The 17032-nt window shown below is 69.0% G+C and carries 14 protein-coding genes; 1 reads left to right on the plus strand and 13 read right to left on the minus strand.

Features of this window, described 5'->3' with window-relative positions:
• Positions 1-397 precede the first annotated feature (397 nt).
• The 9 genes from HTY53_RS08230 to HTY53_RS08270 all read right to left on the minus strand — a co-directional run bounded on the left by HTY53_RS08230 (position 398) and on the right by HTY53_RS08270 (position 11510).
• Positions 398-1315, minus strand: a complete 918-nt coding sequence (locus HTY53_RS08230) for a branched-chain amino acid ABC transporter permease (RefSeq protein ID WP_238510001.1) — start codon at positions 1313-1315, stop codon at positions 398-400.
• A 149-nt stretch (positions 1316-1464) separates the two neighbouring features.
• Complete coding sequence (locus HTY53_RS08235; RefSeq protein ID WP_006577643.1) at positions 1465-2349, minus strand: branched-chain amino acid ABC transporter permease; 885 nt, start codon at positions 2347-2349, stop codon at positions 1465-1467.
• Between the two features lie 156 nt (positions 2350-2505).
• Positions 2506-3714, minus strand: coding sequence for an ABC transporter substrate-binding protein (locus HTY53_RS08240; protein WP_174106009.1), 1209 nt, complete (start codon positions 3712-3714; stop codon positions 2506-2508).
• Between the two features lie 84 nt (positions 3715-3798).
• A complete protein-coding gene (locus HTY53_RS08245) occupies positions 3799-4524 on the minus strand; it encodes an ABC transporter ATP-binding protein (RefSeq protein ID WP_174106010.1) in 726 nt (241 codons plus the stop codon).
• 18 nt (positions 4525-4542) lie between these two features.
• The gene (locus HTY53_RS08250; RefSeq protein ID WP_174106011.1) at positions 4543-5319 is read right to left on the minus strand and encodes an ABC transporter ATP-binding protein; all 777 of its coding nucleotides are present in this window, start codon (positions 5317-5319) and stop codon (positions 4543-4545) included.
• Between the two features lie 400 nt (positions 5320-5719).
• Positions 5720-7339: a GMC family oxidoreductase gene (locus HTY53_RS08255; RefSeq protein ID WP_174106012.1), complete on the minus strand. Its 1620-nt coding sequence runs from the start codon at positions 7337-7339 to the stop codon at positions 5720-5722.
• A 144-nt stretch (positions 7340-7483) separates the two neighbouring features.
• Positions 7484-8380, minus strand: a complete 897-nt coding sequence (locus HTY53_RS08260; protein WP_174106013.1) for an alpha/beta hydrolase — start codon at positions 8378-8380, stop codon at positions 7484-7486.
• Between the two features lie 50 nt (positions 8381-8430).
• The gene (gene cueR, locus HTY53_RS08265) at positions 8431-8925 is read right to left on the minus strand and encodes a Cu(I)-responsive transcriptional regulator (protein WP_174106014.1); all 495 of its coding nucleotides are present in this window, start codon (positions 8923-8925) and stop codon (positions 8431-8433) included.
• 20 nt (positions 8926-8945) lie between these two features.
• Positions 8946-11510: a heavy metal translocating P-type ATPase gene (locus tag HTY53_RS08270; protein WP_302480472.1), complete on the minus strand. Its 2565-nt coding sequence runs from the start codon at positions 11508-11510 to the stop codon at positions 8946-8948.
• A 170-nt stretch (positions 11511-11680) separates the two neighbouring features.
• Between HTY53_RS08270 and HTY53_RS08275 the strand changes: the two genes are divergently transcribed.
• Positions 11681-11875: a heavy-metal-associated domain-containing protein gene (locus HTY53_RS08275; RefSeq protein WP_174106016.1), complete on the plus strand. Its 195-nt coding sequence runs from the start codon at positions 11681-11683 to the stop codon at positions 11873-11875.
• Positions 11876-11942: 67 nt separating this feature from the next.
• On the opposite strand, the gene HTY53_RS08280 is transcribed toward HTY53_RS08275, so the two are convergent.
• The 4 genes from HTY53_RS08280 to HTY53_RS08295 all read right to left on the minus strand — a co-directional run bounded on the left by HTY53_RS08280 (position 11943) and on the right by HTY53_RS08295 (position 17031).
• Complete coding sequence (locus tag HTY53_RS08280) at positions 11943-12671, minus strand: OmpW/AlkL family protein (RefSeq protein ID WP_174106017.1); 729 nt, start codon at positions 12669-12671, stop codon at positions 11943-11945.
• 215 nt (positions 12672-12886) lie between these two features.
• Complete coding sequence (locus HTY53_RS08285; RefSeq protein WP_174106104.1) at positions 12887-13861, minus strand: delta(1)-pyrroline-2-carboxylate reductase family protein; 975 nt, start codon at positions 13859-13861, stop codon at positions 12887-12889.
• 105 nt (positions 13862-13966) lie between these two features.
• Positions 13967-16240 carry a penicillin-binding protein 1C gene (gene pbpC / locus HTY53_RS08290; RefSeq protein WP_217435548.1) on the minus strand — a complete coding sequence of 758 codons (2274 nt, stop codon included), beginning with the start codon at positions 16238-16240 and terminating at the stop codon, positions 13967-13969.
• A 110-nt stretch (positions 16241-16350) separates the two neighbouring features.
• Positions 16351-17031, minus strand: a complete 681-nt coding sequence (locus HTY53_RS08295) for a lysoplasmalogenase (RefSeq protein ID WP_174106105.1) — start codon at positions 17029-17031, stop codon at positions 16351-16353.
• Position 17032 lies beyond the last annotated feature (1 nt).

Here is a 17032-nt window from a genome sequence, read left to right on the forward strand (position 1 = left end):
AGATAGTTGGGAGTTGGCGCGGAGCTGCCGGCAGAAGCTGGGACAGCTGGGAGGGTGGGGTCGGAGGGAGACGGCATGGCGGTCGCGGGCAAGGCGCGCATTGTCTCACGGAGAACGGCACAAATTAAAAAGGGCGTTGCCGAGGATCACCCGTCAACGCCCTTTCCTTATTTAACGCTGCTTCCTCACGGAATGCTCATCGTGGGTGCGCGCCTGTCGTCTCCTCGCTTCCGCCTCCATTTAACCTGCGAAAACCGTGACTGCAATGTAACGAAGCGGTGCGTATCCAACAAGCTAGAAAAAACCCTAGCCCTAAAAACGGGCATGTATCCCGGCGGCCACTCCACGGCGAGGATCGCCGCGGCCGCCGGGACGCACGGGAGGCCGCGTCAATCCGCTAATGCCGGCCGCGGCCGAACAGCGCCTGCAGCTCGCCCATGATGCCGCGGCGGAACAGCAGCACGCAGATCACGAAGATCACGCCGGTCACCATCGTTACCGATTCGCCCAGCGAATTGAACCACTCGACGCCGGTGGCGGAGGCCAGGAAGCTGCCGATATCGCCCAGCTTGTTCTCCAGCGCGACGATCACGAAGGCGCCGACGATCGGACCGGACAGCGTACCGAGGCCGCCGACCAGCGTCATCAGGATCACCGTGCCGGACATCGACCAGTGCACGTCGGTCAGCGTCTCGAAGCCCAGCACCAGCGCCTTGATCGCGCCGGCCAGCCCCGACAGCGCGGCCGACAGCACGAAAGCCATCAGCTTGAAGCGGTCGGTGTCGTAGCCCAGCGAGATCGCGCGCGGCTCGTTCTCCTTGATCGCCTTCAGGATCTGTCCGAACGGCGAATGCACCGTGCGGACGATCACCGCGAAGGCCAGCACGATGATCGCCAGCGCGACGTAGTACAGCGTCAGGTCGTCCGACAGCGACAGCACGCCGAACAGCTTGCCGCGCGGAATGCCCTGCAGGCCGTCCTCGCCGCCGGTGAACGGCGCCTGCAGGCAGAAGAAGAACAGCATCTGCGCCAGCGCCAGCGTGATCATCGAGAAATAGATGCCCTGCCGCCGGATCGCCAGCGCGCCGACCACATAGCCGATCGCCGCCCCGGCCAGCGTGCCGAGCACCAGTCCGACCTCCGGCGTCACGCCCCATACCTTCATCGCATGCCCGGCGACGTAGCCTGCGCCGCCGAAGAAGGCCGCGTGGCCGAACGACAGCAGGCCGGTATAGCCGATCAGCAGATTGAACGCGCAGGCGAACAGCGCGAAGCACAGCACTTTCAGCACGAAGACCGGATAGGCGCCGGCCATCGGCGCGGCGATCAGCGCGAGCAGCAGCAGCCCGTAGAACACCAGCGGCACGGTGCGCGGCACGCCGCGTCGCGCGGTGCCTGCATCTGCCGGTGCGGAAGCCTGCGTCCCCTGAGGTCCCTGTGCGCGCGATGCGCTTTGTCCGTCCATCACTTCTCCCTCCCGAACAGCCCGGCCGGCCGCAGCAGCAATACGATCACCATGATCAGGAACACCACGGTCGACGACGCTTCCGGATAGAACACCTTGGTCAGGCCCTCGATCACGCCGAGTCCGAGACCGGTGACGATCGAGCCCAGGATCGAGCCCATGCCGCCGATCACCACCACCGCGAACACCACGATGATCAGGTTCTGCCCCATCAGCGGCGAAATCTGAATCACCGGCGCGGCCAGCACGCCGGCGAAGGCGGCCAGCGCGACACCGAAGCCGTAGGTCAGCGTGACCATCAGCGGCACGTTGACGCCGAAGGCCTCGACCAGCTTCGGGTTCTCGGTGCCGGCGCGCAGATAGGCGCCCAGCTTGGTCTTCTCGATCATGTACCAGGTCGCCAGGCACACCGCCAGCGAAGCGACCACCACCCAGGCGCGGTAGTTGGGCAGGATCATGAAGCCCAGATCGGTCGCGCCCGACAGCAGCTCCGGCGTCGAATACGGCAGGCCCGACACGCCGTAGATCGAGCGGAACACGCCCTCGATCACCAGCGTGATGCCCAGCGTCAGCAGCAGGCCGTAGATATGGTCGAGCTTGTAGATCCAGCGCAGCATGGTCTTCTCGATGACCACGCCGAGCACGCCGACCACCACCGGGGCGAGCAGCAGCATCACCCAGTAGTTGAGCCCGGCGTACTCCATGCCCATCCAGGCCAGTACCGCGCCGAGCATGAACAGCGCGCCGTGCGCGAAATTGATGACGTTGAGCAGGCCGAAGATCACCGCCAGGCCAAGACTCAACATCGCATAGAAGGCCCCGTTGACCAGCCCGAGCAACAGCTGGGACAACATGGCGGGCAAGGGAATACCGAAGATGTCCATCGCAGGCGTCAGCTATGCGGCGCCGCAGGCCCGTTCCGCACCGGCCCGCCATCCATCGAAGGAGGCATGGGCCGGCAGCAGCGAACGCGCCCGCGGCGCCGGTCGTTCATCGGGCCGCAGCGATGCGCGCAACGCGCACCGCGCGGCCGCCATCGCTTACTTCTTCAGCAGCGCGCACTTCGACTCGGCGGGCGTCGTGAAGGCCTGGTCGCCCGGGATCGTGGCCACGACCTTCAGGTAGTCCCACGGCTTCTTCGACTCGGCCGGGCTCTTGACCTGCATCAGGTACATGTCATGAATGGCACGACCGTCGCCGCGGATATAGCCCTTGGTGTAGAAGTCGTCGATCTTCATCTTCTTCAGCTCGGCCATCACCTTGTCCGCATCGTCGGTCTTGGCCGCCTCGACTGCCTTCAGGTAGGTGCGCACCGCCGAGTAGTCGGCCGCCTGCAGGCTGCTCGGCATCTTCTTGTTCTTGGCGAAGAAGCGGTTGGCGAACTTGCGGGTCTCGTCGTTCATGTCCCAGTACCAGCTGTCGGTCATCAGCAGCCCTTCGGTGTTCTTCAGTCCGAGGCTGTGCACGTCGTTGATGAACATCAGCAGGCCGGCGATCTTCATGTTCTTCGTGATGCCGAATTCCTTGGCCGCCTTGATCGAGTTGATGGTGTCGCCACCGGCATTGGCCAGGCCCAGGATCTGCGCCTTCGACGCCTGCGCCTGCAGCAGGAACGACGAGAAGTCCGACGCCGACAGCGGATGGCGCACCGAGCCGACCACCGTGCCGCCGTTGGCCTTGACCACCGCCGAGGTATCGTTCTCCAGCGAGTGGCCGAACGCGTAGTCGGCGGTCAGGAAGAACCACGACTTGCCGCCCTGCTTGACCACCGCGCTGCCGGTGCCCTTGGCCAGCGCGACCGTGTCGTAGGCGTAGTGCACCGTGTACGGCGAGCACTCTTCGTTGGTCAGGCGGGCCGTGCCTGCGCCGATGTTGATGTAGACCTTCTTCTTTTCCTGCGCGACCTTGTTCATCGCCAGCGCGGTACCGGAATTGGTGCCGCCCAGCAGCATGTCCAGGCCCTGCTGGTCCATCCATTCGCGCGCCTTCGACGCGGCGATGTCGGCCTTGTTCTGGTGGTCGGCCGACAGCAGTTCGATCGGCTTGCCGAGCACCTTGCCGCCGGCGTCCTCGATCGCCATCTTGACCGCCTCGACGCCCGACTTGCCGTCGATGTCCGCGTACAAGCTGGACATGTCGGTGATGAAGCCGATCTTGACCGAGTCACCCGATACCTGCGCGGAGGCCGCACCGGCCGCCATGCCCGTCACCAAGGCCGCCATCGCGGCTGCGAGCCGTTTGATCTTCATTGCTTGTCTCCTGTGTTTCGGCGGACTTGCATGCCGCCCCATTCCTGTCGCCTTGCCGGCGACCATGCCTGCGACCCCGAAGGATCAGACCCCAAGCAGTTCATGCAGAACCGGCATCTTCTGTTCCAGCTCGCCGGCGCCGAAGCGCTCGACGATGGTGCCGTGCTCCATCACATAGAAGCGGTCCGCGAGCGGCGCGGCGAAGCGGAAGTTCTGCTCCACCATCACCACCGTGTACCCCTTCTGCTTCAGCATCCGGATCATGCGTGCCAGTGCCTGTACGATGACCGGTGCCAGTCCCTCCGAAATCTCGTCGAGCAGCAGCAGATTGGCGCCGGTGCGCAGGATGCGGCCGACCGCCAGCATCTGCTGCTCGCCGCCCGACAGCCGCGTGCCCTGGCTCTGCCGGCGTTCGGCCAGATTCGGGAACATCTCGTAGATCTCGGCCTCGCTCATGCCCTGCTTGGCGCCGTTGCCCTTCAGCTGCGGCGGCAGCAGCAGGTTCTCCTCGCACGACAGGCTGGCGAAGATGCCGCGTTCTTCCGGGCAGTAGCCGATGCCGTAGTGCGCGATCTTGTGCGTCGGCAGATGGATGGTCTCGTGGCCGTCGATCTTGATCGAGCCCTTGCGCGTGCCGGTCAGCCCCATGATCGCGCGCAGTGTGGTGGTGCGGCCGGCGCCGTTGCGGCCCAGCAGCGTGACCACCTCGCCGCGGTTCACGGTCAGATCGACCCCGTGCAGGATGTGCGATTCGCCGTACCAGGCCTGCAGGCCGCGGATCTCGAGGGCGGGCGTGTTCTCTGTCGTCATGTCGTCGCTCCGCTATGCTCAGTGCGCGCCCTGCAGCTCGGCCTCGGCCGTGCCCATATAGGCTTCCATCACGCGCGGGTCCTTCGAGACCTGCTCGTACGGCCCTTCGGCCAGGATCGCGCCCCGCTGCAGCACGGTGATGGTGTCCGCGATCGACGACACCACGTTCATGTTGTGTTCGACCATCAGGATGGTGCGGCCGGCCGATACCTTCTTGATCAGTTGCGTGACGCGGTCCACGTCCTCGTGTCCCATGCCCTGGGTCGGCTCGTCGAGCAGCATCAGTTCGGGCTCCATCGCCAGCGTGGTGGCGATCTCCAGCGCGCGCTTGCGGCCGTACGGCAGGTTGACCGTCACGGTGTCGGCGAACTCGGTCAGGCCCACCTGCTCGAGCAGCGCCATCGCCTCGTCGTCGAGCACCGACAGCGTGCGTTCGCTGCGCCAGAAGTGGAAGTGCGTGCCGAGCTTGCGCTGCAGCCCGATGCGCACGTTCTCGCGCACGGTCAGGTGCGGAAACACCGCCGAAATCTGGAACGAGCGAATCACGCCGCGGCGCGCAATCTGCGCGGGCTTCTCGCCGGTGATGTCGATGCCGTTGAACAGAATGGTGCCGGTGGTCGGCACCAGGAATTTCGTCAGCAGATTGAAGCAGGTGGTCTTGCCCGCTCCGTTCGGGCCGATCAGCGCATGGATGGATCCGCGCCTGACCCGCAGATTGACGTCGCTGACCGCGGTAAACCCCTTGAACTCCTTGGTGAGGTTGCGCGTCTCCAGGATGGTTTCCTGCTGGTTCATGTCTCCTGCCCGTCCTCGTTCGGCGCGACGCATGGCTTCTGGCCCGTCGTGCCCGGATTCGACCCGCGATCCCTGCCGGCATGCGCGATGGCACGCTCAAATGGGGATCGCCTTGTCTGCAATGTCTTATTGGTAGTGTGGCAGCGCGCTGGGTGGCAGCGGCGGCGTGGCCGGATGTCGGCGCGCATGCAAGTACGGATGTGAGCGCGACATCACGACTGTCCGGCGTCTATTGTGGGCACCTGTTGCGTCGCAAAACATCCGGGTTTGCACTGAGCCTGAAACATGAACCAGCTGTCATGTTTGTCAGGCAGCGCGCGGGCGGTCGCAAGGCAGCTCGCGCTGCGGCCGTGCGGCGCCGCACGGGGGCGGCGCCGGCTCGTTGGCTGCGTCGGGAAGTTCAGCCGCGCGCGCCGCTGCGCCAGTCCTCGCGGATCATGTCGCTGGCGCGCTCGGCGATCATGATGGTCGGCGAGTTGGTATTGCCGGAGGTGATCAGCGGCATCACCGAGGCATCGACCACGCGCAGGCCCTGCACGCCGATCACGCGCAGGCGCTGGTCGACCACCGCCTGCGGATCGTCGGCCTTGCCCATGCGGCAGGTGCCCACCGGATGGAAGATCGTGGTGCCGATATCGCCGGCCGCGCGCGCCAGCGATTCGTCGTCCTCGACATGCGGACCCGGCAGCCATTCCTGCGGCCGATACGGTGCCAGCGCGGGCGCGGCAACGATGCGGCGGGTCAGACGAAGCGAATCCGCCGCGACCTTGCGGTCCTCGTCGGTCGACAGGTAGTTCGGCGCAATCACCGGCGCCTGGCGGAAGTCCGGGCTGTCGATATGGACGCTGCCGCGCGAGGTCGGGCGCAGATTGCAGACGCTGGCGGTAAAGGCGTTGAAGCGATGCAGCGGCTCGCCGAACTTGTCCAGCGACAGCGGCTGCACGTGGTATTCGACGTTGGGCCGGGCCTGGCTCGGATCCGAACGCGCGAACGCGCCGAGCTGCGACGGCGCCATGCTCATCGGCCCGCTCTGGTTCCACGCGTACTGCAGCCCGATGCCGAGCTTGCCCCACCAGTTGCCGACCCGCGTATTGAGCGTGCGCACGCCCTCGACCTTGACGATCATCCTCAGCTGCAGATGGTCCTGCAGGTTTTCCCCCACGCCGGGCAGCGCCTGCCGCACCGGGATGCCGAGCGCCTGCAGCCGTTCAGGCTGGCCGATGCCCGACAGCTCGAGCAGTTGCGGCGTGTTGACCGCGCCCGCGGCGAGGATCACCTCGCGCCGCGCCGCCACCGTATGGGTCTGGCCGCCGCCGACGTAATGCAGCCCGCTGCAGCGGCGCCCATCGAAGGTCAGCTCGCTGACCTGCGCGCCGGTGACGATGGTCAGGTTCGGCCGTTCGGACGCGCGCCGCAGGAAGGCCTTCGACGTATTCCAGCGAATGCCGCGGCGCTGGTTGACCTCGAAGTAGCCGACGCCGAAGTTGTCGCCGCGGTTGAAGTCGTCGGTGCGCGGAATGCCGGTCTGCTCGGCCGCGTCGATGAAGCGCTCGAGGATGTCCCACTTGAGCCGCTGCGGCTCGACGCGCCATTCGCCGCCGGCGCCGTGATAGTCGTTGGCACCGCGATGATGGTCCTCGCTGCGCTTGAACAGCGGCAGCACGTTGTCCCACCGCCAGCCGTCGTCGCCGGTGATGCGCGCCCACTCGTCGTAGTCCTCGCGCTGGCCGCGCATGTAGATCATGCCGTTGATCGACGAGCAGCCGCCCAGCACGCGTCCGCGCGGATAGATCAGCGAGCGCCCGTTCAGGCCCGGCTCGGCGACGGTGCGGTACATCCAGTCGGTGCGCGGATTGCCGATGCAGTACAGATAGCCCACCGGAATATGGATCCAGTGGTAGTCGTCCTTGCCGCCGGCCTCGAGCAGCAGCACGCTGACGTCGGCGTCCTGCGTCAGCCGATTGGCCAGCACGCAGCCCGCGGTGCCGCCGCCGACGATGATGTAGTCGTAGGTCTCCATGCTTTTTTTCTGGTTGGGTAGTCGATCGGGGTGCGGCCATCCGCCGCGGGGGACGGCCGACGAGGGTCAGGCGTCAAGCTCGGCGTCGATATCGGCAATCGGCTAGAACGGGTGCAACCGAATCGGCCTGCGTGCCGTCGTGCTTCAGCGGTCCGTGTCGGTGTCCGTCACCGGCTGCAGATGGCGGCGCAGCCAGTCGCTCAGCGCGTCCAGCACCTGGGCCCGCAGCGCCGCCTGCTCGTTGAAGATCTCGTGGTAGGCGTGCTCGAACCAGATGCATTCGCGCAGGTCGGCCGGCGCATTGTCGCAGAAGCGCCGGCTGCCCGCCGGATCGACCACGCGGTCCGCACCCGCGACCAGCAGCAGCGTCGGCGCTTCGAGCAGCGGCGCATCGGCCTGCGCGCGTTCGATGCCGAGCATCATGCTCTGCAGGATGCCCGCGGTCAGCGTGCGCTGCACCAGCGGATCGGCACGATAGCGCGACACTTCGGCGTAGTCGTGACTGAGATCGGCCGGACGGATCGGACTGGGGACACGCAGGTTCGGCGCCAGCGTCAGCAGCATCCGATGCATCGTCAGCATCGCGCCGCTCAGACGCAGTGCCAGCGCGGGCGAGGACAGCACCAGCGCGCGCACCGGCCGCACCCGCGAGGTCGCCAGCCGCGCCGCCACCAGCCCGCCCATGCTGTGGCCCAGCACGATCGGCAGTTCCGGCCAGCGCTGCACCACGCGGTCGTAGAGTTCGACCAGATCGTCGAGGAAGACGTCGGGCCGCTCGGCCACCATGCGCGCGCCGCCGCTGGCACCGTGGCCGCGCTGGTCGTAGGCGACCACGCGCAGCCCCAGCGCGCACAGGCGCTGCGCCACGTGGGCATAGCGCCCGCAGTGCTCGGCCAGCCCGTGTACCAGCAGCAGCGTGCCCGTCGGTTCCGGCCACAGCTGCGGGTCGGGCAGCCAGGTGCGCAGCAGCAGCTCGGTGCCGTCGCGCATGCGCTGCCGGCTTTCGGTCGGCGCGATGGCAGCGCTCTGGGATGCATCCATGCGATCGCTCTCCTCGTCGGCGCGCGGCGCGGCCGCACGTCGGTCAGCGTTCAAGAGTGGCAGGCGTGATGCGCATTGCCGTCGGGCGCATTGCCGTCGGGCGCATTGCCGTCCGGCGCATTGCGGTCGGGCGCGGCGCTGGCCGGCGGTGCGCGTCGCGGCTCGGCAAAGTCGGCGAGGATCGGGCAATCCGGCCGCTCGTCGCCGCTGCACGCCTCGGCCAGCGCGCGCAGCGTGTCGCGCATCGCCGCCAGTTCCGCGATGCGCGTTTCCAGTTCGGCGACATGGCGCAGCGTCAGCGCCTTGACGTCGGCGCTGGCGCGCCCGCGGTCCTGCCACAACAGCAGCAGGTTGCGGATCTCGTCCAGCGAGAACCCGAGATTACGGGCGCGCCGCACGAAGCGCAAGGTATGCAGCGCGCGCTCGTCGTAGCGGCGGTAGCCGCCTTCGCTGCGCGGCGGTTCGGGCAGCAGCCCGATCGATTCGTAGTGCCGGATCATCTTGGCGGACACGCCCGAGGCAGCCGCCGCTTCGCCGATATTCATCGCCTTGCTTCCTCCATGTTTCAGCGCTGCACTGCGGGCTTGTCTGCGGCCTGCATGCCCACTGCCTGCGTGCCGACTGACTGCGCGCCGGCTTCGGGCCGCCAGCGCCGCAGCAGCAGCGCGTTGCCGACCACGCTGACGCTCGAGAACGCCATCGCCGCGCCGGCCACCACCGGGCTGAGCAGTCCGGCCGCCGCCAGCGGGATGCCGATCACGTTGTAGACGAAGGCCCAGAACAGGTTCTGCCGGATCTTGCGCACGGTCCGGTGCGACATCGTCAGCGCATCGGCGACCAGGCCGGGATCGCCGCGCATCAGCGTGATGCCGGCCGCGTGCATCGCCACGTCGGTGCCGGTGGACATCGCGATGCCGACGTCGGCCGCAGCCAGCGCCGGCGCATCGTTGACGCCGTCACCGACCATGGCCACCACCGCGCCGCCGCGCTTGAGCGCCGCCACGCGGGCCGCCTTGTCTTCGGGCAGCACCTCGGCCTGCACGTCGTCGATGCCGAGCGCGTCGGCAACCTGCGCCGCCGCGCCGTGGCTGTCGCCGGACAGCATCACGGTGCGCACACCGGCCGCATGCAGGCGCGCCACCGCTTCACGCGCGCCCGGCTTGATCGCATCGCCGAACGCGACCAGACCGGCCACGCGGCGCGCGTCGATCTCGATCAGCCACGACACGGTGCGGCCGGCCTGGCGCAGCGCATCGGCCTGGCGCGCCAGTTCGGAACGCTCGTCGAGTTCGGCGCCCAGTTCCTTGCGCAGGCGCTCGCTGCCCAGCGCCCAGGCGACGCCGTCGATGCGTCCGCTGATGCCGCGGCCCGGCAGCGCGCGCAGCTCGCTCGCCACGGACACCGCCAGCGCGCGCTGCTCGGCGGCATGCAGCACCGCACGGGCCAGCGGATGTTCGCTGCCGGCCTGCAGCGCGGCCAGGCGCGACAGCAGCGCAGACGAGGCTCGATCGCCCGGATTGCCCCGATCGTCACCGTCGGCCATTCCGTCTGCCGACACCAGCGCCACCACCTCCGGCTGTCCCACGGTCAGCGTGCCGGTCTTGTCGAACGCGACCACATTGACGCGGTGCGCGGTCTCCAGCGCCTCGGCGTCCTTGACCAGGATGCCGGCACGCGCGCCCGCACCGGTGCCGGCGATGATCGCGGTCGGCGTGGCCAGGCCCAGCGCGCACGGGCACGCGATCACCAGCACCGCCACCGCATTGAGCAGCGCCGACTGCCAGTCGCCCAGCGCCAGTCCCCAGCCGAGCAACGTGACCAGCGCGATCGCCAGCACCACCGGCACGAACACCGCGCTGACGCGGTCGACCAGCCGCTGGATCGGCGCCTTGGCCGCCTGCGCGTGTTCGACCATGCGGATGATGCGGGCCAGCACCGTCTCCGCGCCGACCGCGGCGGTGCGCAGCACCAGCCGGCCTTCGCCATTGATGGCGCCGCCGGTCACGCGGTCGTCGACCTGCTTGGGCACCGGCAGGCTCTCGCCGGTCAGCATCGATTCGTCGGCATGGCTGTCGCCGTCGATCACGATGCCGTCGACCGGAATGCGTTCCCCCGGCAGCACCACGACCTCGTCGCCGACGCGTACCTGTGCCAGCGGCACCGTGGTTTCGACCCCGTTGCGGCGCACCCGCGCGCTATCGGGCCGCAGCGCGGCCAGCGCGCGGATCGCGTCGGCGGTCTGCCGCTTGGCGCGGACCTCGAGCCATTTGCCAAGCCGCACCAGCGTGATCACTACCGCCGCGCTCTCGAAATACAGATGGGCATGCGCGTCGCCATGGCCGCCGGCGCCGCGCCAGATCAGCCACAGCGACAGCCCGTAGGCGGCCGAGGTGCCGAGCGCGACCAGCAGATCCATATTGCCGGCGCCGGCACGCAGCGCCTTCCAGCCGGCGCGATAGAAGCGCCAGCCGAACACGAACTGCACCGGCGTCGCCAGCAGCCATTGCCACAGCGCGGGCACATTCCACGCGATGCCGAACCAGCCCAGCACCATCGGCGCGACCAGCGGCAGCGACAGCGCCGCCGGAATCGCCACGGACCACGGGCCGGACCAGAAGTCGGTGCGCGCGGACGCGGCTTCGGTCGCGGTCGCGGTATCGCCCACCGGTTCGGCGGCATAGCCGGCACGGGAGACGGCCTCGGTCAGCGCCGGCAGCATATCGGCCGCGCTCGCCCCGACCAGCGTCACATGGGCACGCTCGGTGGCCAGATTGACCTGGGCGTCGACCACACCGGGCACGGCGCGCAGCGCGCGTTCGACGCGGCCGACGCAGGAGGCGCAGGTCATCTCGCGCACCGTCAACTCGAGCTCGGTGCGCGGCACCGCATAGCCCGCGGCGACGACGGCGTCGGCCGCCGCCGGCAGCACGGCGGCGCTGTCGGCCTGCACGGTGGCCTCCTCGGTGGCCAGGTTGACGGCCACCGAACGCACGCCCGGCACCTTGGCCAGTGCGTTCTCGACCCGGCGCACGCAGGAGGCGCAGGTCATCCCTTCGATCGGCAGGCGCCACTCGGGCGCGGCGTTCGCACCGGCCTGGGCCGGAGACAGCGGAAGTGAAGAAGTGGACATGGCGGTTGACATCCTCATTGACATAGCCTGTCACTGGATGTTGGACCTTACCATGCTAGGAAGGTCAAGGCCGGTGCGCCAATTTTCGGCCGCCAGCTGCGGCGCTTGCGCTTGACATGATGGGAAGGTTCACAATGGCGGCGTTCACCAACCATTCCAGGAGTTCAACGATGATGCAGTTTCAAGTGGAAGGCATGTCCTGCGGCCACTGCGTCGGCGCGATCACGCGTGCGGTGCAGCAGATCGATCCCGACGCGCGCGTCTCGGCCGATATCGCGGCGCAGGCAGTCAGCGTCGAATCGGACGCCGATGCACAGGAAGTGCGGCAGGCCATCGAATCGGCCGGCTATCCGGTCAAGGGCTGACGGGAAGGAACCGCGTCCGCGCTCCGGGGAGTAGCGGACGCGGCCGGCCGGCGACGGCCGGCGACGCTCAGAAGCGGTAGCCGACGTTCAGGAAGGTCACGATCGGATCGATCTTGATCTTGGTGTGCGACACCACGGTGGCGCCGCCCTGCGCGGAATTGCGCGTGACGAAGGTCGCGCGCGTATCGAGCGGCAGGTAGGACACCGACAGGCCGACATGCCAGCGCTCGTTGATCTTGTAGTTGGCGCCGATGTTGAAGACCGGATTCCACGACGACTTGGCGCTGGCCGTCATGGTGGCGTTCGGGCCGAACTCCTGGCGCACGAACTGCTGGTTGGTGATGGTCTCGTCGGTAAACCAGGTGTAGTTGACGCCCAGGCCCACATAGGGGCGCAAGCGCGAGGCCGGCTCGAGGAAGTGGTACTTGACCAGCACCGCCGGGCTCCACTGGCGCACCGTGCCAAGCTTGCCGTACCGGCCGTAGCCCTTGTCACCCTCGACATCGTGCTCCGGGGGGATACCGACGACGAACTCGGCCGAGATGTGGTCGGTGACGAAGTGGTCGATCGACAGGCCCAGCGTATTGGCGGCCTTGATGTCGGCGCCGGTGTTGGGCCGCTGCATGCCGACCGGGCGGCCGCCGACGCTGTCGATGGTCAGCGGATCGGCCGAGCTGTTGGGCATCACGCGGAACCAGCCCGCGCTGACGACGGTGCTGCCGGCCGATTGTGCCTGGGCGACCCCGCCCACCGCCATGGCCGCGACAGCCACCAGGATTTTTTTCTTGTGCGACATCCTCTCTCCTTCGTGGTTTTCAACTGCAAGGGCAGCATTATCCCGCTGCCGATGCCGTGATCGTTTCAATCTAGAGACATTTTGTAGAGGAGCGCCACTAAATTGAGGGTTTACCGCAATCCGCGGTATCCGAAGGTCCACCACAACGGGAAGAGAGGCGGCAGAAGTGTCTCAGGAATGTGACACCGGGTCGTGGCCCGATGCCGTCGGCGGCGTCATGCGTCGGCGTTTCGCACTGCCAGCGCGCAGGCGGCCAGATCCCACAGCGCATAACCGACGCTCTTGAACACCAGCGGACTGCCGGTGCGCGCGCGAATCGCATCGGCGGCGAGGATCGCGGTCTCGAACGGCTGCACCATGGCCCAGTCGATGCCGGCCTGCAGCAGGTCGCCGGCCTCGTCCTCGATGCCGAACAGCGTATCGGCCAGCAGCCGCCCCGCCTTCGCGGCGCCGCGGCACAGCGCCGGCGGCAGTTCGCACATGTCCGGGCGGAACGCACCGACCGCGGCGATGAAGTGGTCGTCGCGCCAGCAGCGGGCGTCGAGGTCCGGCAGCACCGGCGTGCGGCTCGACGTCACCGTGACGACCATCGACACGCGCGCAAGCACCGCTTCGATGTCTGGCGCGGATTCGAGCACCTCGGCCTCCAGGCCCAGCGTCTTTGCATGCGCGGCCAGCGCATGGGCCTTGTCCGCCGTGCGCGAATGCAGCCAGACGCGCCGCAGCGGCAGCCCTGCGGCGAAGGCCTCGAGGTGGGTGACGGCCTGCACGCCGGCGCCGACGATCAGCAGCTCGCCGTCGGGCCGCGCGGCAAAACGCTGTGCCGCCAGCAGCGACACCGCCGCGGTGCGGCGCCCGGTCACCGTCGGACCGTCGAGCAGCGCCAGCCGCACGCCGGTATGCGCGTCGGCCACCACCACTTCGCCGAGGATATTGGGCAGGCCGCGCGCCGGGTTGCCGGGATGGACCGTGATGTTCTTGGTCATCACCAGGTCGGCATTGCGCGCCGGCATGACCAGCAGCGTCCCTTCGCCGCCGGGCGCGGCGGCGGTCACGTCGCCGACCGGCAGCGCCAGCCGCGGCGGCGCCATCGCGGTGCCGGCACGCAGTTCGCCCAGCATGTCGGCAATGGCAACGGCCAGTTCGGGATACGGCAAGCGCGCCGCGGTCTGGGCGGCATCGAGCAGCATCGGCGAGGCAATCGAATCGGTCGGCACGGCTTGGGCTCCTGAGAATGGGCGGCTTGCGCAAGACAGCGGCGATTATCCCCGATCGCTGTCTCAGGTCCCGCTGTCTCAGGTCCCGCTGTCCCAGGTCCCGCTGTCCCGGGTGCCGATGTCCCGGGTCAGCTTACCCCGGTCCGCCGCGGCCCTGCCCGGCGATACCGCCGGGCGGGCGCCGGTCTCGCGCACGGTCGCACCCCTCACCTCGATGTGGACCGTATCGAGCACCGTGCCTTTTGCATCGACCAGTTCCAGACGATGCCGTCCCGGCCAGGGCTGCCACGCCAGCTTGCCGCCGTGGCCGAGCCGCTTGCCATCGAGCCGCCAGGCGACCGCGCTGGCGGTGCGGCCCGCGACATCCTCGGCATGCAGCCAGACGCGCTGCGCCTGCGGCGGAATGTCGGGATCGAGTGCGAACACGGTGCCGTCGGCCGGACTGGCGATCGCCGCGCCGCGGCCGGACACCGCCGTCCGGGCCGCCGCCATGCCCTCGTGATGGCTGCCGACGGCGACGACCGGCACCGCGGTGCCGGCCAGGAACACCTCGTCCCGCGCAGGCTCGGGTACGCCCTCAAACCGCACCGCCACGCGCTCGACGCCCGCGGGCGGCGCCGGCTGCCGGCTGGCCCGGTCGCGATGCAGGAAGGCCATCACGTCGTGCCAGATCGGCGCCGCGCCGGACACGCCGGACACATCGCGCATCGCCGCGCCGCTGGCGTTGCCGACCCAGACGCCCACGGTGTAGTGCTGCGACCAGCCGATACACCAGTTGTCGCGCATGTCCTTGCTGGTGCCGGTCTTGACCGCGGTCCAGAACCGCGTGGTCAGCGGGCTGTCGAGACCGAAGGTCCGGGCACGCGCATGCCGGTCCGACAGCACGTCGCCGATCACATGGCTGGCCGCGGCCGACATCACCGCCGCCGGCCGGGGCGCCGGCTCGGCCAGCCGCATCCTCACCGGCGCCTGCCGGCCCTGGTTGGCCAGCGTCCGATAGGCATTGGTCAGCGTCAGCAGCGACACGTCGGCGCTGCCCAGCGCCAGGCTGTAGCCGTAGTAGTCGCCGGCCTCGGTCAGCGGCAGCCCAAGCGCCACCAGCCGCCGATGAAACCGGTGCGGGGTCACCATCACCAGCGTGCGCACCGCCGGCACATTGAGCGAGCCGGCCAGCGCCGCGCGCATGCTGACCCAGCCGCCATAGCGGCCGTCGTAGTTGCGGGGGATGTAGAGGCCGCCGCCGGTCGGCAGATTGACCGGGCGGTCGTCGAGCAGCGAGGCCGCGGTCAGGCGCCGCTCTTCCAGCGCCTGCGCATAGAGGAAGGGCTTGAGCGTCGAGCCGGCCTGGCGCAGCGCGGCCGCGTGATCGACCTGCGCCGCGCCCGACAGCGCGCCGGACGAGCCGACATAGGCCAGCACGTCGCCGCTGGCGTTGTCGAGCACCACCACTGCGCCATCCTCGACATGCCGTCCGGCCAGTTCGCGCAGATGTCGCTGCAGGCTGGCCGCCGCCAGGCGCTGCACACCGGCGTCCAGGGTCGAATCGATCGCTGCCGGCATCGTTGCCGCGCCTTGCGCAGTCCGCTCGACCAGCAGGCGGCCAAGGTGCGGCGCCAGTTGCGCGCGGCCCGGGCCGCTGGGCGGCATGGCGGCGCGCGCCAGCGCCAGTTCGGTGAAGCCGTCCAGTCCGGTGCAGCCTTGCGGCTGCGCCATCTCCCTCAGGATCTGGCAGGCGCGCTGCGTCACGCGTGCCGGCGCGGCATTGGGGGCGCGCACCAGCGCGACGGCGAGCGCCGCCTCGCGCGCATCGAGCCCGCTCGGCAGCTTGCCGAACAGTGCCTGCGACAGCGCCGACAGCCCCACCAGTTCGCCGCGCAGCGGCACCAGATTCAGATAGGCCTCGAGGATCTGGCTCTTGCTCCAGCCGTGTTCGAGCCGCGCCGCGCGCCAGGCCTGGCTCATCTTCTGCGCCGCGCTGCGCCCGCCCGCGCCGCGGCGCAGATCGTCATCGAGCAGCGCCGCCAGCTGCATGGTCAACGTCGACGCGCCGCGCGTGCGCGTGTTCCACAGATTGGCCCACGCCGCGCCGGCGACGCCTTGCCAGTCGACGCCGCTGTGCTGGTAGAAGCGCCGGTCCTCCGACAGCAAGATAGCGGTGCGCACCGCGGGCGAGATCTCGTCGAGCGACACCCATGCCCCGCGCCGCGCGCTGAAATCGGTCCGCACCGTGGCGACCGGCTCGCCGTGACGGTCGCGCACGACCACGTCGGCACTGCGGTAGCGCTCGCGCACCTGCTCGAAGCCGGGCAGCACCTCGGCGGACGCCGGCGCCGACGGGATCGCGATGAGCATCGCAACCAGCAGCGCGAACAGCAACGCGAACAGCCGTGCCCACGGCAGCGCGCACGGCAGTGCCGCGGCCCTCGCCGTGCGCAGCAAGCCGGGCGGTCCCATCCCTTGTCTCATGGCCGCCGCCCCGCGACGATGCCGGCGACCAGCAGCACCTGCGCCGCGGCATAGGTCCACCAGATGCCCAGTTCGAAGCGATCGAACGGCGACAGGAAGCGCGCGATGCCGATCAGCGCATCGGACACGACGAAGCACAGCGCGCCCAGCGCCGCCAGCGGGGTCGGCAGCCGCGCCAGCAGCGCCGCGCAGGCCATCGCGGTCAGCGCAACGACATAGGCGCAGACCTCGACCGTCAGTGCGCCCAGGTTGGGCCAGAAGCGTCCCAGCAGCGTGCCGGCCGCGCCGATCACCGCGCCGCAGGCGAGCAGCCGGTGCGGCCGGTCGTCGCCGAGCAGCGGCAGCAGCAGCGCGAGATAGGCCAGATGCGCCAGCAGGAAGAAACCGAGCCCGCCGACAAAGGAGAACGGCAGCCACGGCACCGCCAGCAGCAGATCGCCCATCGCCGAGAACAGCAGCGCGGCGATCAGCCAGCGGCGCTCGCGCCGCACCGGATGGAACCACGCCGCGCGCGCCAGCAGCAGCGCCATCGCGGTCTTCCACGCCGGCTGCCAGGCGAAGCTGCCCGCCAGCGGCGTGCCGGGCGGCAGCTCCAGCGCGGCGCTGACCAGCAGCGTGCCGTAGATGGTGCCGGCGACGGCGCCGGCCATCCACCATTCGCGTACCCGCGGCGGCATC

This window comes from Cupriavidus gilardii (assembly GCF_013314895.1).
In the GTDB taxonomy this organism is placed as follows: Bacteria; Pseudomonadota; Gammaproteobacteria; order Burkholderiales; family Burkholderiaceae; genus Cupriavidus; species Cupriavidus gilardii_C.

Bases quoted from the DNA above. Each gene is read 5' to 3' on its own strand.
- HTY53_RS08230 (WP_238510001.1), bottom strand. From the start codon at position 1,315: ATGGCCGGCGCCTATCCGGTCTTCGTGCTGAAAGTGCTGTGCTTCGCG.
- HTY53_RS08235 (WP_006577643.1), bottom strand. From the start codon at position 2,349: ATGGACATCTTCGGTATTCCCTTGCCCGCCATGTTGTCCCAGCTGTTG.
- HTY53_RS08240 (WP_174106009.1), bottom strand. From the start codon at position 3,714: ATGAAGATCAAACGGCTCGCAGCCGCGATGGCGGCCTTGGTGACGGGC.
- HTY53_RS08245 (WP_174106010.1), bottom strand. From the start codon at position 4,524: ATGACGACAGAGAACACGCCCGCCCTCGAGATCCGCGGCCTGCAGGCC.
- HTY53_RS08250 (WP_174106011.1), bottom strand. From the start codon at position 5,319: ATGAACCAGCAGGAAACCATCCTGGAGACGCGCAACCTCACCAAGGAG.
- HTY53_RS08255 (WP_174106012.1), bottom strand. From the start codon at position 7,339: ATGGAGACCTACGACTACATCATCGTCGGCGGCGGCACCGCGGGCTGC.
- HTY53_RS08260 (WP_174106013.1), bottom strand. From the start codon at position 8,380: ATGGATGCATCCCAGAGCGCTGCCATCGCGCCGACCGAAAGCCGGCAG.
- cueR (WP_174106014.1), bottom strand. From the start codon at position 8,925: ATGAATATCGGCGAAGCGGCGGCTGCCTCGGGCGTGTCCGCCAAGATG.
- HTY53_RS08270 (WP_302480472.1), bottom strand. From the start codon at position 11,510: ATGTCCACTTCTTCACTTCCGCTGTCTCCGGCCCAGGCCGGTGCGAAC.
- HTY53_RS08275 (WP_174106016.1), top strand. From the start codon at position 11,681: ATGATGCAGTTTCAAGTGGAAGGCATGTCCTGCGGCCACTGCGTCGGC.
- HTY53_RS08280 (WP_174106017.1), bottom strand. From the start codon at position 12,671: ATGTCGCACAAGAAAAAAATCCTGGTGGCTGTCGCGGCCATGGCGGTG.
- HTY53_RS08285 (WP_174106104.1), bottom strand. From the start codon at position 13,861: ATGCTGCTCGATGCCGCCCAGACCGCGGCGCGCTTGCCGTATCCCGAA.
- pbpC (WP_217435548.1), bottom strand. From the start codon at position 16,240: ATGCTCATCGCGATCCCGTCGGCGCCGGCGTCCGCCGAGGTGCTGCCC.
- HTY53_RS08295 (WP_174106105.1), bottom strand. From the start codon at position 17,031: ATGCCGCCGCGGGTACGCGAATGGTGGATGGCCGGCGCCGTCGCCGGC.